Annotated in this window: 16 protein-coding genes and 1 pseudogene; 9 read left to right on the top strand and 8 right to left on the bottom strand. The window is 64.5% G+C overall.

What is annotated here, in order from left to right; genetic code table 11:
• Positions 1 to 8: 8 nt before the first annotated feature.
• Positions 9 to 1,262: a DUF2252 domain-containing protein gene (locus VOM14_RS10785; protein ID WP_327628695.1), complete on the bottom strand. Its 1,254-nt coding sequence runs from the start codon at positions 1,260 to 1,262 to the stop codon at positions 9 to 11.
• 518 nt (positions 1,263 to 1,780) lie between these two features.
• Here VOM14_RS10785 and VOM14_RS10780 point away from each other — a divergent pair.
• Together VOM14_RS10780 and VOM14_RS10775 are read left to right on the top strand one after the other, a co-directional pair.
• Positions 1,781 to 4,426 (top strand): response regulator, encoded by a 2,646-nt coding sequence (locus VOM14_RS10780; RefSeq protein WP_327628694.1) that lies wholly within the window; start codon positions 1,781 to 1,783, stop codon positions 4,424 to 4,426.
• A 201-nt stretch (positions 4,427 to 4,627) separates the two neighbouring features.
• Positions 4,628 to 4,894, top strand: a complete 267-nt coding sequence (locus tag VOM14_RS10775) for a hypothetical protein (protein WP_327628693.1) — start codon at positions 4,628 to 4,630, stop codon at positions 4,892 to 4,894.
• Here VOM14_RS10775 and VOM14_RS10770 read toward each other — a convergent pair.
• From VOM14_RS10770 to VOM14_RS10745, 6 genes are read right to left on the bottom strand one after another with little or no spacing between them, the layout of a single operon-like run.
• Positions 4,815 to 6,236: an ATP-binding protein gene (locus VOM14_RS10770; RefSeq protein ID WP_327628692.1), complete on the bottom strand. Its 1,422-nt coding sequence runs from the start codon at positions 6,234 to 6,236 to the stop codon at positions 4,815 to 4,817. The two genes, VOM14_RS10775 and VOM14_RS10770, sit on opposite strands and share 80 nt — an antisense overlap.
• Complete coding sequence (locus tag VOM14_RS10765; RefSeq protein ID WP_327628691.1) at positions 6,233 to 6,946, bottom strand: response regulator; 714 nt, start codon at positions 6,944 to 6,946, stop codon at positions 6,233 to 6,235. Before VOM14_RS10765 ends, VOM14_RS10770 begins: the two co-directional genes overlap by 4 nt.
• Before the next feature lie 16 nt (positions 6,947 to 6,962).
• On the bottom strand, positions 6,963 to 10,094 hold the full coding sequence (locus VOM14_RS10760; RefSeq protein WP_327628690.1) for an efflux RND transporter permease subunit: 3,132 nt from the start codon (positions 10,092 to 10,094) through the stop codon (positions 6,963 to 6,965).
• A complete protein-coding gene (locus VOM14_RS10755) occupies positions 10,091 to 11,245 on the bottom strand; it encodes an efflux RND transporter periplasmic adaptor subunit (protein WP_327628689.1) in 1,155 nt (384 codons plus the stop codon). The genes VOM14_RS10760 and VOM14_RS10755 overlap by 4 nt, the downstream gene beginning before the upstream one ends.
• Positions 11,246 to 11,264: 19 nt before the next feature.
• Positions 11,265 to 12,836 carry an efflux transporter outer membrane subunit gene (locus VOM14_RS10750; RefSeq protein WP_327628688.1) on the bottom strand — a complete coding sequence of 524 codons (1,572 nt, stop codon included), beginning with the start codon at positions 12,834 to 12,836 and terminating at the stop codon, positions 11,265 to 11,267.
• 8 nt (positions 12,837 to 12,844) lie between these two features.
• Positions 12,845 to 13,135: an EF-hand domain-containing protein gene (locus VOM14_RS10745; protein ID WP_327628687.1), complete on the bottom strand. Its 291-nt coding sequence runs from the start codon at positions 13,133 to 13,135 to the stop codon at positions 12,845 to 12,847.
• Between the two features lie 440 nt (positions 13,136 to 13,575).
• Here VOM14_RS10745 and VOM14_RS10740 point away from each other — a divergent pair, with 440 nt between their 5' ends.
• Together VOM14_RS10740 and VOM14_RS10735 are read left to right on the top strand one after the other, a co-directional pair.
• Positions 13,576 to 13,821 (top strand): hypothetical protein, encoded by a 246-nt coding sequence (locus tag VOM14_RS10740; protein ID WP_327628686.1) that lies wholly within the window; start codon positions 13,576 to 13,578, stop codon positions 13,819 to 13,821.
• Positions 13,822 to 13,826: 5 nt separating this feature from the next.
• The gene (locus tag VOM14_RS10735; RefSeq protein WP_327629063.1) at positions 13,827 to 14,726 is read left to right on the top strand and encodes a formate/nitrite transporter family protein; all 900 of its coding nucleotides are present in this window, start codon (positions 13,827 to 13,829) and stop codon (positions 14,724 to 14,726) included.
• Positions 14,727 to 14,751: 25 nt separating this feature from the next.
• Here the strand turns inward: VOM14_RS10735 and VOM14_RS10730 are convergent, their stop codons facing one another.
• Complete coding sequence (locus tag VOM14_RS10730) at positions 14,752 to 16,002, bottom strand: arsenic transporter (RefSeq protein WP_327628685.1); 1,251 nt, start codon at positions 16,000 to 16,002, stop codon at positions 14,752 to 14,754.
• 217 nt (positions 16,003 to 16,219) lie between these two features.
• Here VOM14_RS10730 and VOM14_RS10725 point away from each other — a divergent pair, with 217 nt between their 5' ends.
• From VOM14_RS10725 to VOM14_RS10705, 5 genes and pseudogenes are all read left to right on the top strand, one after another.
• Positions 16,220 to 16,780 (top strand): cytochrome b, encoded by a 561-nt coding sequence (locus VOM14_RS10725; protein WP_327628684.1) that lies wholly within the window; start codon positions 16,220 to 16,222, stop codon positions 16,778 to 16,780.
• Between the two features lie 95 nt (positions 16,781 to 16,875).
• Positions 16,876 to 17,439 (top strand): YceI family protein, encoded by a 564-nt coding sequence (locus tag VOM14_RS10720; RefSeq protein WP_327628683.1) that lies wholly within the window; start codon positions 16,876 to 16,878, stop codon positions 17,437 to 17,439.
• 62 nt (positions 17,440 to 17,501) lie between these two features.
• On the top strand, positions 17,502 to 18,080 hold the full coding sequence (locus VOM14_RS10715; RefSeq protein WP_327628682.1) for a YceI family protein: 579 nt from the start codon (positions 17,502 to 17,504) through the stop codon (positions 18,078 to 18,080).
• A gap of 269 nt (positions 18,081 to 18,349) precedes the next feature.
• Positions 18,350 to 19,018: a hypothetical protein gene (locus tag VOM14_RS10710; RefSeq protein WP_327628681.1), complete on the top strand. Its 669-nt coding sequence runs from the start codon at positions 18,350 to 18,352 to the stop codon at positions 19,016 to 19,018.
• 67 nt (positions 19,019 to 19,085) lie between these two features.
• Positions 19,086 to 19,472 (top strand): annotated as a pseudogene (locus tag VOM14_RS10705) (DNA polymerase Y family protein); the annotation flags it as partial.
• Between the last annotated feature and the right edge of the window lie 70 nt (positions 19,473 to 19,542).

The following is a 19,542-nucleotide window of genomic DNA, read 5'->3' as shown; positions in this document are numbered from 1 at the left end:
TCCGGGCGTCAATTGTCCTGCGCGCCGGTCGCATACTTGCGGCAATGCTCGAGATAGCCAGCGGCGTGACTGCTGACCAGTTGCACGATGCTGGTCCATAGCCAGCCGGGTGCGTCGAGCGTTTTCGAGCGGTTCTTGCGCAGCTCGGCAAGCCACGCCTTGCGTTCGGCGAAATCCATTTGCCGTCCATGCGCCTTGCCCACGACCAACGCAAGAAAGCGCGCCGCCCTGGTCGCTTCTTCGCGGGTCAACTGCTCGATCGTCAGCTTCATGTCCTGCGGCAGCAACTCGCGCAGCACGACCGCGCGGTCCGCAAGACGCGCCGACCTCATCCGCTCACCGAGCGAAGGCGAGAGATGGCGCGCGCCCTCCACCACGCGTTCCGCGTTATCGCGCGGCATTCTGACGCCTGCATAACGGGGCGCCGCTGCCTGCGCCGCCTCCTTGATGTCGATCAGGCACAGGTCGTCGCCCTCGACCGCCGCGCCGTCGATGTCGAGCAGCACCGCATAGCGCAAACGTCCGAGCGAGCTGCATCCTTTGACCCAGTAAGCGGCGTCGAGCACTTCGACGTCAGCGCTCGGCCGTTGGCCGCGCAACGCGGTCGCCAGTTCCGCGACCGGCGTTTTGAAAAGCGCCTCGATCTCACGCCGCTCGTGCTTCGCAAGCGGCCAGAAGCGCGCGCCGAGCGGAATGGTCGGCTCGATGTCCTCGATCCGCTCTTCCGCGAGATGACGCCACGAGCGGCGCATCGCTTTCTTCATCACGACGTGCACGGCCTCCGGTTTCTCGGCGTGAATGTCGGCCTCGCCCGCGCTTTCGTCGAAGGCGCGTTCGTAGCCGTCGGCGAGCGCCTCCATCATGCGCACGGTCGTCACGCCCGGCAGATCGGAGCCGCGCGCGGCCGTGGCGAGCGACAGCCCGAGCCGGATCAGATCGTGCGCGGGATTGCCGATCACGGTCTGGTCGAGATCGCGAATCTGAATCTCGACGCGGCCTCGCGCATCCGCGACAGGCCCGAGATTGCCGGTATGACAGTCGCCACAAATCCACACAGCCGGGCCTTCGGGCAGCGCGTGACCTTCGATTCCGTCGAGCCACTCATAAAACCGGCTCGTGCTGCCGCGCACATACGCATGCGCCGAGCGCGCCATTCTCGAATTGCGGCGCGTCGTCAGCGGCGACTGGCGCGCGTCGGGATCGGGCAGCTTGTTGGGGATTTTGCTCGACAACCTTTTGGTTGCGACGGGCTTTTTCGGCATTGCGCGGTCCGCTCTTGTCGATCTTCGAAGCCGGCGCGGCACGCGTGCTCGCCGGCGGTTTGCCTACGCCTTCGCGCGCATGGTTGCGCGCGCAAGCAATCAGGATCAGCACGATTCGCGCCCATGCGCATCAAGCAATTTGTAAGCACACGCAAGCGTCGAAGAGACCGCCGACATCACGCGCGATTCGCCGTGGGAAGCCTGAGTCGAGGGCCTTTTATTGCGCCTGTCGCCACCCTTTCTTTCCGCTTTCTATCCGGCTTGCGCGGCCCTCCAGGTAAAACTTGCGCGGACGCCGCGGTGTCTGGCGCCCAGCCCGCCAAGTATCGCGTCGGCACGTCACTGCGGCGTCGTTGTGGCCTACAATAATCGCAGCCGGCATCGAATCTGCTTCGAATCGACAGACGGCGCGCGGCGAAAAACCGTTACGCTCCCTGCCGGCCCGCGGCGCTTTACGCGCGCGCTGCGAATCGGCAGACTAAACCAATACCATCAACGTGATCCCTGTGGAGCGCAGCATGCCATTCCCGGCACAAGATCATGGCTGCCCAGGCTGGCGCGGCGAGATGGCGCGACGCATCAGTGAATTCGACTGGTCGGCAACCGGCATCGGCCCCACAGAAAGCTGGTCCCGCAGTCTCACCGCGACGGTTCAGATGCTGCTCGCCTCCCCTGTTCCGCTCGTGCTGCTGTGGGACAAAGCCGGCTACATGATCTACAACGACGCGTACGCGGTTTTCGCGGGCGGACGGCATCCGTATCTGCTGGGCTGCCCCGTCGAAAGCGGCTGGCCCGAGGTCGCCGAATTCAATCGCCACGTGATGAATACCTGTCTCGCCGGCGGCACCCTGTCGTATCGCGACAAGGAACTCGTGCTGCTGCGCGAAGGCAAGCCCGAAGACGTGTGGATGGATCTGTACTACAGCCCCGTCCCCGACGACAGCGGCGCGCCCGCGGGCGTGCTCGCCATCGTCGTGGAAACCACCTCGCGCGTGCTCACCGAGCGCTGGCGGCATCGCGCCGAGGCCGAGTTGCAGGAGACCAACGAACGCCTGCAACTCGCGCTCAATACGGGCGCCGTGCTCGGCACGTGGGTAGTCGATATGCAAAGCGGCAAGATCACCGGCGACGAGCGCTTTGCGCGCACCTTTTCGTTTTCGGTGGAAGAAGCCGCGAAAGGCGTCGAGCACGACGCCGCGAGACGAATGATTCACCCCGATGACCAGTCGCTGCTGGAGCGCCTGAACAGCGACGCGGCGCGCATCGGCAAGCAGTTTCGCGTGGAATACCGGATTCGCCGCGCCGACGGCGAGTACCGCTGGGTGCAGGCCAACGGCCAGTGCGAATTCGACGAGAACGGCGAGCCCACGCGTTTTCCAGGCGTGCTGATCGACATTCACGAGCGCAAGATCGCCGAACAGTCGTTGCGCCAGTTGACCGAGACGCTCGAACAGCGCGTGACCGATGCCGTCGCCGCGCGCGCGCTCGCCGAGGAACAGTTGCGCCAGGCGCAGAAGATGGAAGCGATCGGCAGCCTGACAGGCGGCGTCGCGCACGACTTCAACAATGTGCTGCAAGTGATCAACGGCAATCTGCAGATGATGGCCGCCGACGCCGGCGGCCATCCCGCCACGCTGCGCCGTTTGTCGGCGGCAACCGACGCGGTCAAGCGCGGCGCGAAACTGGCCGCGCATCTGCTCGCCTTCGCGCGCCGTCAGCCACTGTCGCCCACGGTGCTCAATCCGCGGCGGCTGCTCGCCGGCATGAGCGAGATGCTGCATCGCTCACTCGGCGAGACGGTCCGGATCGAAACGGTATTGAGCGACGACCTGTGGCATGTGCAGGCCGATCGCAACCAGCTCGAAAACGCGCTGCTCAATCTCGCAATCAACGCACGCGACGCAATGAAGGCCGACGGCACGCTCACCGTTCGCGCCGCGAACCGCGTGCTGGACGCGGCGTTCTGCCACGACAAGCCCGAGCTGACGCCGGGCGAATACGTGGTATTTTCCGTCACCGATACCGGCGCGGGCATGTCGCCCGAAGTGCTCGAACACGTGTTCGAGCCGTTCTTCACGACCAAGCCCGACGGTCACGGCACCGGCCTTGGCCTGAGCATGGTGTTCGGCTTCGCGAAGCAGAGCGGCGGCCACACGCTGATTGAAAGCGAAGTGGGACGCGGCACGACCGTGTCGCTGTTTTTCCCGCGCTGCCGCGAACCCGAGACGGCGGAAGCCGTCGATCAAACCAGCGCGCCGGTGGGCGGCGGCGAGACGATCCTCGTGGTCGAAGACGATGCCGACGTGCGCCTGACGGCCGTCGAAATGCTCGCGCAGCTCGGCTACAAGGTGCTGACCGCGTCGAGCGGCGACGCGGCGCTCGAATTCTTTCACAGCGACGTGCCGATCGATCTGCTGTTCACCGACGTCGTCATGCCGGGCAAGATCAAAAGCGTCGAACTGGCGCGGCGTGCCGCGGCGCACGTGCCCGCCGTGCCGACGCTCTTCACCTCGGGCTATACGCGCGATGAAATCGTGCACCACGGCAAGCTCGACGCCGGCATTACGCTGCTGTCCAAACCGTACCGCCGCGACGATCTCGCGCGCAAGGTGCGCAGCGTGCTGCGCACCTCGGGAGAGGCGGCGGCCCGCGCGGCGTCGGTCGGCAAGATGACCGACCGGGAGATTGCCGCGTGCGTGCCGTCCGTCGCGTACGACCCGCCAGGCGGGGAAACCACCGCGCGCGAGGTTCCGCAGCAGCAAACCGGCAGCCCCGAAGCCACGCCGCCGCGCTCGCCGGCTCACGTGCTGCTCGTCGAGGACGACGCCGATTCGCGCGAGGCACTCAGCAGTCTGCTCGGCGCGCTGGGACTCGACTGCACGTCGGTGGCGAGCGCGGAAGAAGCACTGCCGCTCGTGCCGGCGCAACGCTACGACATCCTCTGCACCGACCTCACGTTGCCGGGCATGTCGGGCGACAATCTCGCGCGCGCCGTGTTGCGCGAGCAGCCGGACGTGCGCGTGCTGCTCGTGTCGGGTTACGGCTCGAACGCGCCGATTGGCGACAGCATTCCCGGCGCGCGGATGCTCGGCAAACCGCTCGATATCGCGCAGTTGCGGCAGGAACTCGCGGGATGGCTTCATCCGAGCGAAGCGGCATCGTAGCGCGCGGCGCGCCCGATTCGGACCCGCGTATTTCGCGCCGCGCCCCGAAATGCGGCATATATTGGTTGATAGCGACGCCGCCTTGCGCGGCCCGAAATGCGCGGCGCGGGGCCGCCCTGGTATGATGCCGGGCGCGCCCGTTTCGCGATCCGGCGCACGCCGGATGTTCTGCCCACGCTGCCTGAAGTCACGAGAGCCATCATGCCCGCCCAACACGACCGAGCCCCCGACGCGAGCCCCAGCCCTGCCGACGCCAAGCCCAAAGGGCTGTCGATCACCGCGCGCAATCTTCTGATGGTAGTGGTCGGGGTGATCGTCTTCGCGCTCGTCTCCGGCGTCGTGCTGTACCAGCCGATCGCTTACGGCGACCCGATTCCGAACTTCGGCATCATTCTGATGCTGACGGTGCCCGTGATTGCGGGTGTGGCGTTTCGCGTGGGTCTGGATGCGTGGCTCGATCGCGAATGACGGACAGCGGCAACGCCACCCACACTTCCAGCCCGCCGCCATCGCGCGCATGAAACTCCACTCTGCCGCCGTGCAGCCGCGCGATCCGCTCCACAATCGCAAGTCCCAGCCCCGTGCCGCCGCTATGCGAGCGCGCGTTGCGCCCGCGCTGAAACGGCGCCTTCAATTGCTCCAGCTCCTGCGCCGATAAGCCCTTGCCCCGATCGCCCACGGCCACATGCACGGCCTCGCGCGTCGCCCAACTGCGCACCGCAAGGCCGCTGCCGCCATAGACGATTGCGTTCTGCATCAGGTTCATCAGGAGCCGCATCATGCTCACCGGGCGATACGCGAGCAACGGCAGGCGCGCGAGCGACAGTTCGAATTCGTGCCCGAGTCCCGCGAAGTCGCCGGCAAGCCGCTCGATCAATGCGTTCAGATCGCCGGGCTCGGCGAGTTCGCGCTCGCCGCTGCCGGCGTAATCCATGAATTGCTGCAAGATCGTTTCGATCTGATCGAGATACGACTCGGCGGCGACCACGAAACTGCTGTCGCTGTTGTCCGGCATCGCCATGGCCATCGACAGGCGCAGCTTGGTGAGCGGCGTGCGAATGTCGTGCGAGATGCCCGCGAGCATCAGCGCGCGCGTCGCCTCGGCTTCGTGCAATGCATGGGTCATCTGGTTGAACGCGCTGCTCACGGCGGCGATTTCGACGGGCCCGCCAGTCGGCAGCGGCGGCGGCGTTTCGCCCGCGCTCAAGCGGCGCGCCGCGCGCGCCAGATCTTCCAGCGGCCGGTTCAGGTGAAGCTGGATGGCGTAACCCGTGAGCGCCGCGAGCGCGGCCAGACCGAGCGACAGCAGTATCGCCGCGTCGAGTCCGTTGCCTTGCGCATCTTCGGGAATCGGCAACGCGATCCAGTAAGGCGTGTTGGGCGCGTCGGCGGGCGCGTGCATGCGAATCCACAGGCGCTGGCCGCCTTCGGTCTGCCAGCGCGCCGCGAGGCCCGCGGGAAGATGCTCGCGCAAACTCGTGAGGAACACCTTGCGCTGATAGTTGCGATAGGCGCGCAAGAGACTCGGCGGCGGCTCGGCCACGGCGTTGTCCGGAAGCTCGGCGCGCGCATCGAGCCGCGCGGTCAGCGCGCCGCGCGCGGCAGGCGGCGTGGTTTGCAGCAGATTGTCGAGCGTCGTCACGTAGCTCGCGAACACGGCCGCCGCGCGCTCCACGCGCGGACGCTGCACATAGTGCAGCAGCACGCCGAGCGAACACACCTGGCTCAACATGACGAGCACGATCAGCAGCGCGATATTGCGCGCGAGCAACGTCCTCGGCAGCACGCGTTGCATGAGCGGCTGAGTCATGACTCGACGTCGGCGATCAACATATAGCCGACGCCCCACACCGTCTTGATGAAGCGCGGCTTCGACGGATCGTCCTCGACGATCTGCCTCAGGCGCAACACCTGCACGTCGATGCTGCGATCGAGCGCGTCGTGGTCGCGGCCGCGCGCGCGCGCAAGCAGATTGTCGCGGCTCACCGGCCGGTTCGGCGACGACGCCAGCGCGACGAGCAGCAGCATCTGCGCCGAATGAATGTCGAGCAACTCGCCGCCGCGCGTGAGTTGCTGCTTGCCGACATCGAGCGTGAAGTCGCCGAAACGCACGGCTTGCGAGGTCACGGTGACATCGCCCGCCGCCATCTTCTGGCGGCGCAGCAGCGCATTGATTCGCGCGACCAGCTCGCGCGGGAGGAACGGCTTGGCGAGATAGTCGTCGGCGCCGGTTTCGAGACCGAGCACCCTGTCGAGCGGATCGCCTTTCGCGGTCAGCATCAGAATCGGCAAGGTCTGGCCCTTCGCGCGCAAACGCGCGCAGATGACGAGGCCGTCTTCCTCGCCGATCATCAGATCGAGCACGAGCAGATCGAACGGCTCGCGCTCCAGATAGCGATCGAGCCGCTTGCTGTCTTCCGCGACTCTGACCTCGAAACCCTGCCCGCGCAAAAAGCGCTGCAGCATGTTGCGCAATTCGACTTCGTCGTCGAGCACGATGATTCTGGCGGGGCGTTCCATGCGAAAGCTCCTTGTTTCAGGCGGCGGTTCGCGTCTTGCGCGCGGCCTGCCGTTCGGCGAGGCGCTGCAACAGCACGTAGAACGACGGAATGAACAACACGGCGATGCACGTCGATGCGAGCATGCCGGAGAACACCGCGATGCCGAGCGAACGGCGTGCGCTCGCACTCGCGCCCGTGGCGATCACCAGCGGCACGACGCCGAGAATGAAGGCGAACGACGTCATCATGATGGGCCGAAAGCGCAGCCGCGCGGCTTCCACGGCTGCCTCGGCAATGTCCGCGCCTTGCGTTCGCAAATGCCGCGCGAACTCCACAATCAGAATCGCGTTCTTCGCCGACAACGCGATGAGCAAAACAAGGCCGATCTGCGTGTACAGATTGTTGGCCGTCCCTAGCAAGGCCAGCGTGCCGGCCGTGCCGAGCAGCGCGAGCGGCACGGCAAGCACCACCGCGACCGGCAGCAGCCAGCTTTCGTATTGCGCGGCGAGCACGCAGAACACCAGCAGCACGCCGACCGCGAATACCCAGTAGGCCGAGTTGCCAACCAGCTTCTCCTGATACGACATCGCCGTCCATTCATAGCCGACGCCCGCCGGCAGAATGCGCGCGGCTTCCTCTTCGAAGGCCTTGATCGCGTCGCCGGTGCTGTAGCCGCTCGCCGGATTGCCATTGATGGCCGCCGCCGGCGCGAGGTCATAGAGCGTCGCGACCGCCGGGCCGACGCTCGTGCGCGCGTCGATGAACGTCCCCAGTTCGACCATATGGCCGCTGTTGCTGCGAATCTGCAAACGGCGAATGTCGTCGGTTTCGCGGCGAAACGCGCCGTCTGCCTGCACGAACACAGGGAACGTGTGGTTGAACGTGGTGAACTGATTCACGTAACTCGACCCCACGTAGTCTTGCAGCAGATCGAACACGTTGCCGACCGGCACTTGCAGCGACTCGGCCTTCGCGCGGTCGAGCGTGAGTTCGACAGTCGGCACCGATGCGCGGAACGGGCTGAACACGCGCTGCAACTCGGGGCGCTTCGACATGCTCGCAATCAGCGCATCGGTCGCGCTCTGCAAGCGCTGATAGTTCTGCGAGCCGTCGGTGAGCATCACCTGCATCTGCACGCCGCCGCTGTTGCCGAGCCCTTGAATCGGCGGCGGCACGATCACCACGGAGCGCACGTCAGGCAGCTTCGCCAGTTCGCTGTTCATGCGCAGATACAGCGAACGCAGATCGCGGCCCTTGCCGCGCTGGCTCCAGTCGTCGAGCGTCACGTAGATCAGCGCGGCGTTCGGCAACGACGCGTTGTTGTCGAGCGGCGAGATACCGCCGATCGACACCACATGGCTCACGCCCGGAATCGCGCCGATGCGCTTCTCGATCTGTGTGCTCGCCTCGCGCGTTCTTTCGAGCGACGCGGCATCCGCGAGTTGCGCGGCGATCAGCATATAGCCCTGATCTTCGAGCGGAATGAAACTGGTCGGCACGCGCGTGAGCAGATACGCCGAGGACGCGCCGAGCACGAGCGCGACGACGAGCGCGAGCTTGCAACGTTCGACGAACCACGACACCACGCCCACATAGCCCGTTTCGACGCGCGCATACGCGCGGTCGAACACGCGATACACCACGTTCGGTGTGCCGGGGCGCGCGTGGCGCAACCAGCGCACGCTCTGCACGGGCTTGAGCGTCACTGCGTTGATCGCGCTGATCACCGTGGTGGCGACCACGACGAGCGCGAATTGACGGTACATCTGGCCCGTCACGCCGCCGAGAAACGCCGACGGCAGAAACACCGACACCAGCACGAGCGTGATGCCGACAATCGGCCCGAGCAATTCGTGCATGGCGTCGATGGCGGCCTGCTTCGGCGTCTTGCCTTGCTCGATATGCTGCGTGATGCCTTCGACCACCACGATCGCATCGTCCACGACAATGCCGATGGCCAGCACGATCGCGAACAGCGTCAGCAGATTGATCGAAAAGCCCATCACGTAGATCGCGCCGAAGGTGCCGATGATCGTCACCGGAATTGTCGTGGCGGGCACCAGCATCGCGCGCCAGTTCTGCAAAAACAGCAGGATCACCGCGAGCACCAGCAATGCCGCTTCGAAAAGCGTCTTGTACACGTCGATCACGGATTGCCGCACGAAGATCGTCGTGTCGAACGGCAACTGATAGCTGACGCCCTTCGGCATGTCCTTCGCGAGGCGCGCCATGGTTGCCTTCACCGCGTTGCCCACTTCGAGCGCATTTGCTTCGGGCAACTGATAAATGGCGATGCCAGCGGCGGGCTTGCCGTCGAGATTGAAGAACTGGCCGTAACTCGACGATCCCAGCTCGGTATGCCCCACATCGCGGATACGCACGAAATGGCCGCCGTCGCTCGAATCCGCCTTGACGATGATGTCGTCGAATTCGTGCGGGTCGGACAGCGCGCCGCGCATCGTCACCGTGAGCTGGAACGCCTGGCCGCCCGCGTTGGGTTCCGAGCCGAGCTGGCCCGCGCTCACGTCCTTGCTCTGGCTTTGAATGGCCTGCATCACGTCGGCGGCGCTCAGGTTGCGCTCGCTGAGCTTTTGCGGATCGAGCCAGACGCGCATGCTGTACTGTCCAGTGCCGAACACGGTGACGTCGCCGACGCCCGGCAAGCGCGCGAGCGTATCGCGCAGATAGATCACCGCGTAATTGCTGAGAAACAGCGAATCGTATTTCGGATCGGGCGATTGCAGCGTATACAACTGCAGGATCGCGGTGGATCGCTTGCGCACCGTCACGCCCTGCTGCTGCACTGCTTGCGGCAATTGCGCGGTCGCCGCCGAGACACGGTTCTGCACGAGCACCTGCGCCTTATCGACATCGGTGCCGACCGCGAACGTGACGGTGAGCGTATAGGTGCCGTCGTTGGTGCTGGTCGATTGCATGTACAGCGCGTTCTCCACGCCGTTCACCTGGGTTTCGATCGGCAACGCAACGCGGTCGATCACGGTCGCGGCGCTCGCGCCGGGAAAGTGCGCGACCACCTGCACGGTGGGCGGCGTGATCGGCGGATATTGCGCGATCGGCAGATTGATCAGCGCGACCGCGCCGAGCAGCATCACGATCAGCGCGATCACATTGGCGAATACGGGGCGCTCGACGAAGAAGCGGATCATGAGCGGCCCTGCGCGGCGGCGTCGACGACCTGCACCTTGATGCCTGGCGCCACGGCGAGGCCGCCGCCCGTCACGACCCGATCCGAGGCGGCGAGCCCGCTGGTGATCGCGCGCAGCGAGCCATACAGGCCGCCTGTCGCGACGCCGCGTTTCTCGATCACGCTCGCGGCATTCACGGTCAGCACCGAGGCGCCCGTCTGTTCGCGCAGCAACGCGGTGTCGGGCACGAGCAGCACGTTTTGCGGCGCGCTCGCGGGAATATGCACTTCCACCGACATGCCGGGAATCAGATGCGCGTCGTGGTTCGCGACGTCGGCGCGCAGCTTGATCGCGCCGCTCGACGGGTCCACTCGCGTATCGACGAATTCGAGCGCCGCGTCCTCGCCTTGCTCGCGCGTCGCGCCAGGCACGTTGACGCGCACCGTGCGCGGCGCGTGCGTGAAGAGACCGATGCGATTGGCGTCGCGCTCGTTCAGCGTGAAATTCACATACACGGGTTGAATACGGTCGAGCGTGGCGAGCTTGGTCGAATCTGATCCGCCCACCACGTTGCCGACATCGAATGCACGCGCGCCGATGCGGCCCGCGAACGGCGCGCGTATCTCCGTGTAGCCGAGATTGATGCGCGACATGTCGCGTTTGGCGAGCGCCTGGTCGCGCGTGGTCTGCGCCTTTTGCAGCGACGACTCCGAGGTCGCGTTATCCGACGTGAGCTGCTTCTGGCGCGTGAGTTCCTGCTCGGCGTTATCGAGCGCAGCCTGGTCGTACACGAGTTGCGCGCGATACGTGTCCGGTTCGATCCGGAACAGCACTTGCCCCTGTTTGACGTTGGCGCCGTCCGTAAAACCGATTTCCTTCAGCACGCCCTGCACGCGCGCGACCAGCGTGACGGTTGCCGAAGGCGCGACGCTGCCCATCAGATCGAGTTGCTCGCGCACCTCGCGCGGCGCGGGCCGCGTCACGCTGACTTGCGGCAGCGGCGCGTTTTCCGCAGCCGGCGCGCTGTTCTCGTGACAGGCGCTCAATCCCGCGAGCAACGCGATGCCGGCTATCGCGCGCCGCGCGATCGCGAACGCGAACGCGAAGCATCGCTGCGCGCCGCGCGTCCACGCGTTCGCCTCACACCAGCTCACTCCTCTTTGTCTGGCCATGTTGTTATTTCCCGCGTGGTTACTTCCCGTTCGGCGACGACTCCGCATTCGCTCGCGCCAGCGGCGAATTGGCAGGCGGGTTCAGCAAGCGTCCCCAATCGGTGCGCCGCGCCATCTCGTCGGCGATCTGTTCGCTCACCACCTGCTGCCCTTGCGCGAGCTCCCATCCGCCGCCGAGCGCGCGATACAACGAGACCGCCGCCAGCGCGGCGATGCCCTGGTTCTGCGCGAGCGAATCGCCGTCGCGCAAGGCCGACCGCGATGCGTCCAGCACCGAGTCGTACGTGACATAGCCCGAGCGATACTGCGCGTTGGCGAGCCGCAATGCGCGCCGCGATGCATCCGACGCGCGCGCCGATGCCGCGAGCGCATCGAGCGAGGTGCGCAACGCGGCAATCGCGTCTTCCACTTCTTTCTGCGCTTGCAGCACCGTGTTCTGATAGTCGAGCACGGCTTCCTGAAACGCAGCGTCCTGAATCCGCACGGCGTTCTTCAATTGCGCGCGATCGAAAATGGGCAGCGTGACGCCCGCCGAAAAGAGCCCAATGGTTTTGCTGCCCCATTGCGACAATCCGATGCCATGCTGTTCGCCCGACGACAAACCAAAGAGCCCCGTCAACGACAACGACGGATACAGCTTCGCCTTCGCCGCGCCGATCAACGCCGATTGCGCCGCCGCATTGAGCGCGGCCTGACGCACGTCGGGCCGGCGCCGCAACAGATCGGCGGGAATGCCCACGTCGATCTGCGTCGGCGGCACGGGAACGGCGCTGCTGCTTTTGAGTTGCGCATCGACGGCATCGGGCGGATCGGCGAGCAGCACCGCGAGCGTGTCGCGATCCTGCGCGCGCGCCTTGATGAGCGGTGGAATCTGCGCCTCGGTTTCCGCCACCAGCGTGGCGGCCTGCTCGACGTCGAGCTGGCTCGACGCGCCGCGTTTATAGCGGGCCTGCGTCAGCTTGAGGCTGTCCTGCACCGATTCGAGGTTCTGCTGCGCTACGACAATGCGCTGCTCCAACGCGCGCAGATCGATGTACGCGTTGGCGACATCGGCGAACATGGACACGAGCGCATTGTCGTACGCCGCCTCCGACACGCGCAGTTGCGCGCGGTCCGATTCGATCTGCCGCCGATATTTGCCCCAGAAATCCAGCTCCCAACCCGCATTCACGCGAAAATGCTCGGCCCACAAATGAGTCGGCGGAAACGGCCCGACGCCGCTCGTGTTGATGTGATTCGCGCCCGCCGACACGCTGCCCGATTGCGGCAGCAGATTTTCCGCGCTGACGGCAAGCTGCGCGCGCGCCTTGAAGATATGCAAACCCGCGACCTGCAACGACAGGTTGCGCTCATACGCCCGCTGTTCGAGCGCGCTCAGCACGGGATCGTTGAATGCGTTCCACCACGCGGCCTGAGCGGCGGGCGCAGTCTGCGCCGAAGCCGGCAAACTCTCCAGCCACTGGTTTTCCAGCGTGACGTCCGGCTCCCTGAAATCGGGGCCAACGCTCGCGCAGCCGAAAAGCGCCGCGCTCATCGACACGACGATCGATGCGCTCGCGAATCGCAGCCGGCTGAACGTGGCGGGTTTCATCGCGCGGCTCAGCGCGCGGCCCCGCGTTCGCGCATGTACGCCTCGATCTGCGGCAGCGTGACGTAGCCGGCCTTTTGCGTATCGATCTCATCGAAGTGGCTGGCGACCATCGGCATGCCCGTCGCGGCCTGATCCTTCGTGAGCTTGCCGTCGTGCGTGGTGTTGGCGTTCGCAAAACGCGATTGCAACTGCTGAGCCATCCGCTCCATGCGTTGCGGATTGCCGCCTTGCGGCGCGGCCTGGGCGAACGTGACGGTGGAGGCGCAGCACAACAGGAGGGCGGCGAGCAATTTTTTCATGACTGACTCCTTCGATAGAGCCATCGAGCGTCGCCTGCTGGTGCCGCGATCCGTTCAATGACTGGCCGAATTCTTGTCGAACCGCTGCCTCCCGGCAATTGCAGATGTATGTCGTTTCATGTCGCGGATGCCGCACCGCGCCGTCAGCCGCCGTGGGCCGCCCGGACGGCCACGCAAGCGCGTGTGCGCGACATCGAATGAAATGACTTTGCGCGGCTGTATGCGCTGCGCTTTGCCTGGTTTTGGGCGTCATGCCGCCTTGTTGCGCCGCGCGTCCCATGCCACCGCGACGAGCGCCGTTCTCCAGCATAGGACAAGCTGACGGCGACAAGGCCTGGTGAATTCCCGTTGTCCTGAGGAATGGCGGAACGCTACTTGCTCCACGCGCTATGTAGTGCCGGAACCGCCTTGCCGCCCACCTCTTTTGTCGGATACGTCAGATGAGCTACCAGAACCTTGACAAAGAGATCGCTCACCTCGAACGGGTGTTCGTGCTGATCTCGGTGAACGACCGCATCCCGCTGTCGTATTGGGCCAAACGCCTGCGCCTGCTGTCGAGCGGACCGCTGATGCCAGCCCAACGCGAGCGGATCGCGAGACTCGAAGCCATGCTGTGCGCGCTGCGGGAAAGCGATGATTCCGTTCGCCTCGCGCCGCCGCCCCGCGCGAAGGACGCCGTTTCATGACCGGCATGACGCATCGCGGGAATCGCAAAGACCCTGAAGACAAGGCCGCTCACGACGCGCCGCGCGCCGAAGACGCCGGCGCCGCGTCGCCGCATCTGGACCAGGGCGAACAGGACCAGGCCGCGACTCACACCGCGCCACGCGCGCTCGTGCTGCACGAGATTGTCCGCGAAGAAGGCGAAGCGGCGCTCGCGCGAACCATCGGCGCGTTGATCTGGTCGTCGCTCGCGGCCGGCTTGTCGATGGGCTTTTCGTTTCTCGTGCAGGTGGTGCTGGTAGCGGGCTTGCCGGATACATCGTGGCGCCATCTGGTGTCGAGCTTCGGCTATTCGATTGGTTTCGTGCTCGTGATCATGGGCCGGCAGCAGTTGTTTACCGAAAGCACATTGACCGTCGTGCTGCCCGTCCTGACGCGGCGCGATCCGCTCACGTTGCTCAAGGCGCTGCGCCTGTGGGCCGTTGTGCTCACGGTCAATCTGATCAGCACGTGGATTTTCGCGGCGATGCTGCGCATTCCCGATGTGTTCACGCCCGCCGTGGTGGATGCATTCGGCGAAGTGTCGCGCGCGGCGATCGGCTCCGAGCATATGTTGCCCACCATGGTGAAGGCGATTTTGGCCGGCTGGCTGATCGCGCTGATGGTGTGGCTGTTGCCGAGCGCGCGCTCGGCTCGCTTGCTGACGGTGCTGCTGATTACGTATGTGGTGGCCGTCAGCCATCTTTCGCACATCATTGCGGGATCGACGGAAGTGGCTTATGCGTTCATGAGCGGCGACGCCAGCCTGCACGACTACTTCGTGCGCTTTCTGGCGCCGACGCTCGTGGGCAATGTGATCGGCGGGATGTCGCTGGTGGCGCTGCTCAATCACGCCGCGATCGCGCCGGAAATCAGCGGGCATCGCTAGGCGCGTTCCGGCAAATGCCGGCGCTTCAGCCGCTCAGAATGCGCGCCGCCAGCGCCAGCACGAGCGCGGGCAGCATCACCACGACGCCGACCTTCAGGAACTTCATGAAGCTCACGTCTTCGCCTTCGCGGCGGATTGCGTTGAGCCAGAGGATCGTCGCGAGCGAGCCGGTGATCGACAGGTTCGGTCCGAGATCCACGCCGATCAGCAATGCGTCGATCACGCGCTCGGGGCTATGCGCCTGCATCACCGTCGAACTGGCGATGAGACCTGCCGGTAAGTTGTTCATCAGATTGCTGGCAATCGCAATCGCGCCGCCGGCCCAACCGGCGGTGGTCACTTCGCCGTGTTGCGCGCCGGCTTGCGTCAACGCGGCCAACTGGTGGATCACGCCGGTGTGGTCCAGCACTTCGACCAGCACGAACAGCGCGGCCACGAGCGGCAGCACGCTCCACGAGATTTCGCGGATCATCGGCAGCGGCGATTTGCGCTCCTGAATCAGCACGACGATGGCCGTCAGCGCGCCGAGTATCGCGGTGGGCAAACCCAATGCAATGTCGAACGCGGACACCGCGAGCAACACGACGGCGGTCACGCCGATGCCCGCCAACGCGACACGTCCGCTCGAAGAGAGTTGCAGCGGTTCGAGATTCGCCTCGCAGGCGCCGGCAAGCGCGTCGCGCTGCGTCCAGCGCAGCAGCAGATAAGTTGCGACGATCGACAGCGCCGAAGGCAGCGCGAAGCGCGCGAGCCACGGCCCGAGTGCGGGCGTGTGATTGCCATACAGCACGATATTGGCGGGATTGGAAATGGGCAGCACGAAGCTGGCCGCGTTCGCGATGAACGCGCAGACGAACAGGAGCGGCAACGGAGGCGTCCTCGCCTTCTTCGCGGCGGCGAATACAGCCGGCGTGAGCACGACCGCGGTGGCATCGTTCGAAAGAAAGGCGGTGATGACCACGCCGACCAGGTAGACCAGCAGGAAGAGCTTGCGCGGCGAGCCTTGCGCATGATTGACCGCGAGCACGGCGACCCAGTCGAAGAGCCCCTCACGGCGTCCCACTTCGGAGAGCAGCATCATGCCGGACAGAAACAGATAGACGTCGGCGCCTTTGCCGACGGCTTCCATCGCGAGATGCACCGGCAGCAGTTTGAGCGCGACGAGCAGCACTGCGCCGGCCACGGCCCACACCGCCTCGGGCCATTTGAAAGGCCGCGTGATCACACCGGCCGTCGCGAATGCGGCGATACCCCACGAAAGAATGGTCGAAGTCACACGTCAGCCTTCACTGGATGGTTATACATAAGCACAGCCCGCTGCGCAGGATAACTCAACCCGGTTCCCGCTCAGCCTTCCAGTCCGCTTGCAAGCCGCGAACCCGGAGCGCATTAGCGTCACCGTTAGAACGATGTGTTCTTCCGCGCCTGCCTATTCACGCTTCCTTGACATCCCTACCATTCGCACTCACCCCGACACATTGCGACCCGCGAGTATGAACGACACGTCCCGCTCCATTCATCACGACCGTTATCACGGCGCCGCCATTGCGTTGCACTGGCTTATCGCCGTGCTGATCGTCGGCGGCTTTTATCTCGGCTGGATCATGACGGACATTCCGGGCTTCACGCCGACGAAGCTAAAGTACTTTTCGTGGCACAAGTGGATCGGCGTGACTGTATTCGCACTCGCGGTGGCGCGCGTGCTGTGGCGCGCCACGCATCGCGCGCCCGCGCTCGACAGCGCGACGCCCGCCTGGCAGAAAGCGGCGGCGCATCTGGTGCACGGCCTGCTGTATGTGCTGATGCTGGCGATTCCCGTGTCCGGCTACTTCTACAGTTCCGCGGCCGGCATTCAGGTGGTGTATCTCGGCATCGTGCCCTTGCCGACTTTCATCGGCCCGGATCAGGCGCTCAAGGCCACGCTGCGCACCGTTCACATACTGCTCAATTACACGCTGCTTGCACTCGTTGCCATGCATGTGCTCGCGGCGCTCAAGCATCAGTTCGTCGACCGCGACGGCTTGCTCGCGCGGATGATTCCGTTGCTCAAGTAGCCGAATAGCGGCGCCGATTCGCTACAGCGCGTTGGCAATCAAATTCCCCGCTGTGCGCAATCAACGCGCGCGGTTTCGATAGGATGCGTACCACTATGAAAACCACACTTCAACACGCGATACTCGCGGGCGTCGCGGCCCTTTCCCTCTTCGGCGCAGGCCTCGCGCATGCCGACATCGACACGAGCAAAAGCACCGTCATTGCAACGACGAAGCAGATGAACGTGCCGGTCGACGGCAAGTTCAGGAAGTTTTCCGCGCAACTGTCGTTCGATCCCGCGAGGCCCGCGGCGGGCAACGCCACGGTGTCGATCGACACGGGCAGCTACGACCTCGGCGCCGACGACTACAACAAGCAGGCGCAAGGCAAGGAATGGTTCGACAGCGCCACGTATCCGGCGGCCACCTTTGTTTCGAGCGCGATCGCGCCGACGGGCGGCAATCAGTACAAGATCACCGGCAAGCTGACCATCAAGGGCAAAACGCAAACCGTGGTCGTGCCGGTCGTCATTGCAAGCCAGGGCTCGATTCAGACTTTCGACGGCTCACTGCCCATCAAACGCTCGCAGTTCGATGTGGGCACCGGCGAATGGAAAGACACGTCGGTTGTCGCGGACGAAGTCGTCATCAAGTTTCACCTCGTCGCTTCCAAGAAGTGATTAAAAGCATCACGACGAAACACAAAAGCCTCATCGCACTTTTTAGAAACCTGGAGAACATTTTGAAGAAGCAATTCCTGCTCGCCGCCGGCGCATTGGCCGCGCTGTTGTCGTTCAACGCAATGGCCGCCGACACGTACCAACTCGATCCGACCCACACGTATCCGAGCTTCGAGACGGATCACTTCGGCGGCCTGTCGATCTGGCGCGGCAAGTTCAAGAAGAGCAGCGGCAGCGTGGTGCTCGACCGCGCGGCAAAAACCGGCAGTGTCGACGTGACGATCGACATGAACTCGGTGGATATCGGCAATGACAAGCTCGACGCGGAACTGGTCACGGACAAGTTCTTCGACGTCGCGAAGTACCCGACCGCGACCTACAAGGGCACGCAAATCCGCTTCGACGGCGACAAGCCGGTGGAAGTGATCGGCGCGCTGACCCTGCATGGCGTAACGAAGCCGGTCAATTTGAAGATCGAATCGTTCAAGTGCGTGATGCACCCGATGCTCAAGCGCGAAGTGTGCGGCACCGAAGCCACGGCGACGTTCAACCGCGACGATTTCGGCGTGGACTTCGGCAAGACCTATGGCTTCAAGATGCAGACCACGCTGCATATTCAGGCTGAAGGCATCAAGCAGTAAGACGTTCGCGGGCGCGTCGGCGCGCCCGCGTCAAAGCGCCCGGTTCATCTCGTTCATCGAAATACCCCTTCAAACAGGGCCTGTTTCGCACGGCCACACCGCCTCGATCGCCTGTTCGGCAGAAGTTGCGGGGCATAATTTCCGCTTTTTCCACGCCACCCAACTTGAGTGCGAAGAGCCTCAACAATTGCCCGCTTTTCATTCATTTGAACTGCGCAGGTACACCGTAAAGTCACCGGCATGCAATTGATTTTGTCGGGAGACAAGCGGTGGTACGGGTGAAACAGCAGGTAAAAAGTGCGGCTTTCGTCGCGATGGCAGCATTCGCGCTCATGACGGGCGCAGCGCAGGCGCAAGAGATTTATGGACACGGCGGCACCCTGGGCGCGGGCATCGGCGCCGCGTTGCCGCTCAATGCGTGGACGGGCGTGCATGCGGAATTCGAAGGTCTCGGCTTCTCGCATTCGTTCAACGTCAACGACAATCAATACAACGGCCACCTCAAGCTGCTGCAAGGCGGCCTCTATCTCGACGTGTTTCCGTTCAGGTCGAGCGGCTTTCGCCTGACCGCGGGCGCCCTGATCAACGACGACGAACTCTCGGCGCAGGCGGTGCCCAACGCGCAAGGCAACTATAAGATCGGCGACGACTCTGTGCCGGCCGTCGGCAGCGCGCCCTCCGCAACTGTCACGCTGCCGCGCGTGATGCCTTATCTCGGCATCGGTTACGGACACAAGCCGGTCTCGAAGGGTTTCGGCCTCACGTTCGATCTGGGCGTGGCCTACGGCCGGCCGCGCACGCATTACAACGTGCCCGCCATCTATTCGATGTACACGACGCAGGCGAACATCGACGAACAGGAACAGCAGATCAGCGACAAGGTACAGCGCTACAAGGTCTATCCGGTCGTGCAGCTCGGCGTGAGCTATCGCTTCTAGGCGGTACTTGCGAGAGCGGAGCAAGGTAACATAACGGGCACACATCCGTTTCTCCTTGTCCGCCCCCATGAATCCAGCAAGCCGCCGTATCGCGCATCTCGACATGGACGCGTTCTACGCGTCCGTCGAGCTTTTGCGCTATCCGGAGTTGCGCGGCAAGGCGGTGGTGATAGGCGGCGGGCGCAATGCCGCGCCGCAAACGCTCGAAGACGGCAGCCGCAGTTTCGCGAAACTGCGCGATTACGCGGGGCGCGGCGTGGTCACCACGTCCACTTACGAAGCCCGCGCGCTCGGCGTGTTTTCGGCCATGGGCATGATGAAGGCGGCCGTGCTCGCGCCGGATGCGATCCTGCTGCCCACCGATTTCGACTCGTACCGTCACTACTCGCGGCTCTTCAAGGCCGCGGTCGCCACGTTCACGGATCGCATCGAAGATCGCGGCATCGACGAAATCGTATGATGATACTATCGTCCCATTCGTATTCTTAGCGATCGGTCGGCCCAACTAACAGGGCAAATTTCAA

Origin of the sequence: Paraburkholderia sp. MPAMCS5, assembly GCF_036016995.1 — a bacterium.
Lineage (GTDB): Bacteria > Pseudomonadota > Gammaproteobacteria > Burkholderiales > Burkholderiaceae > Paraburkholderia.
Note: the sequence above shows the minus strand (reverse complement) of the source record. Positions and strands in the feature narration are given on the sequence as shown.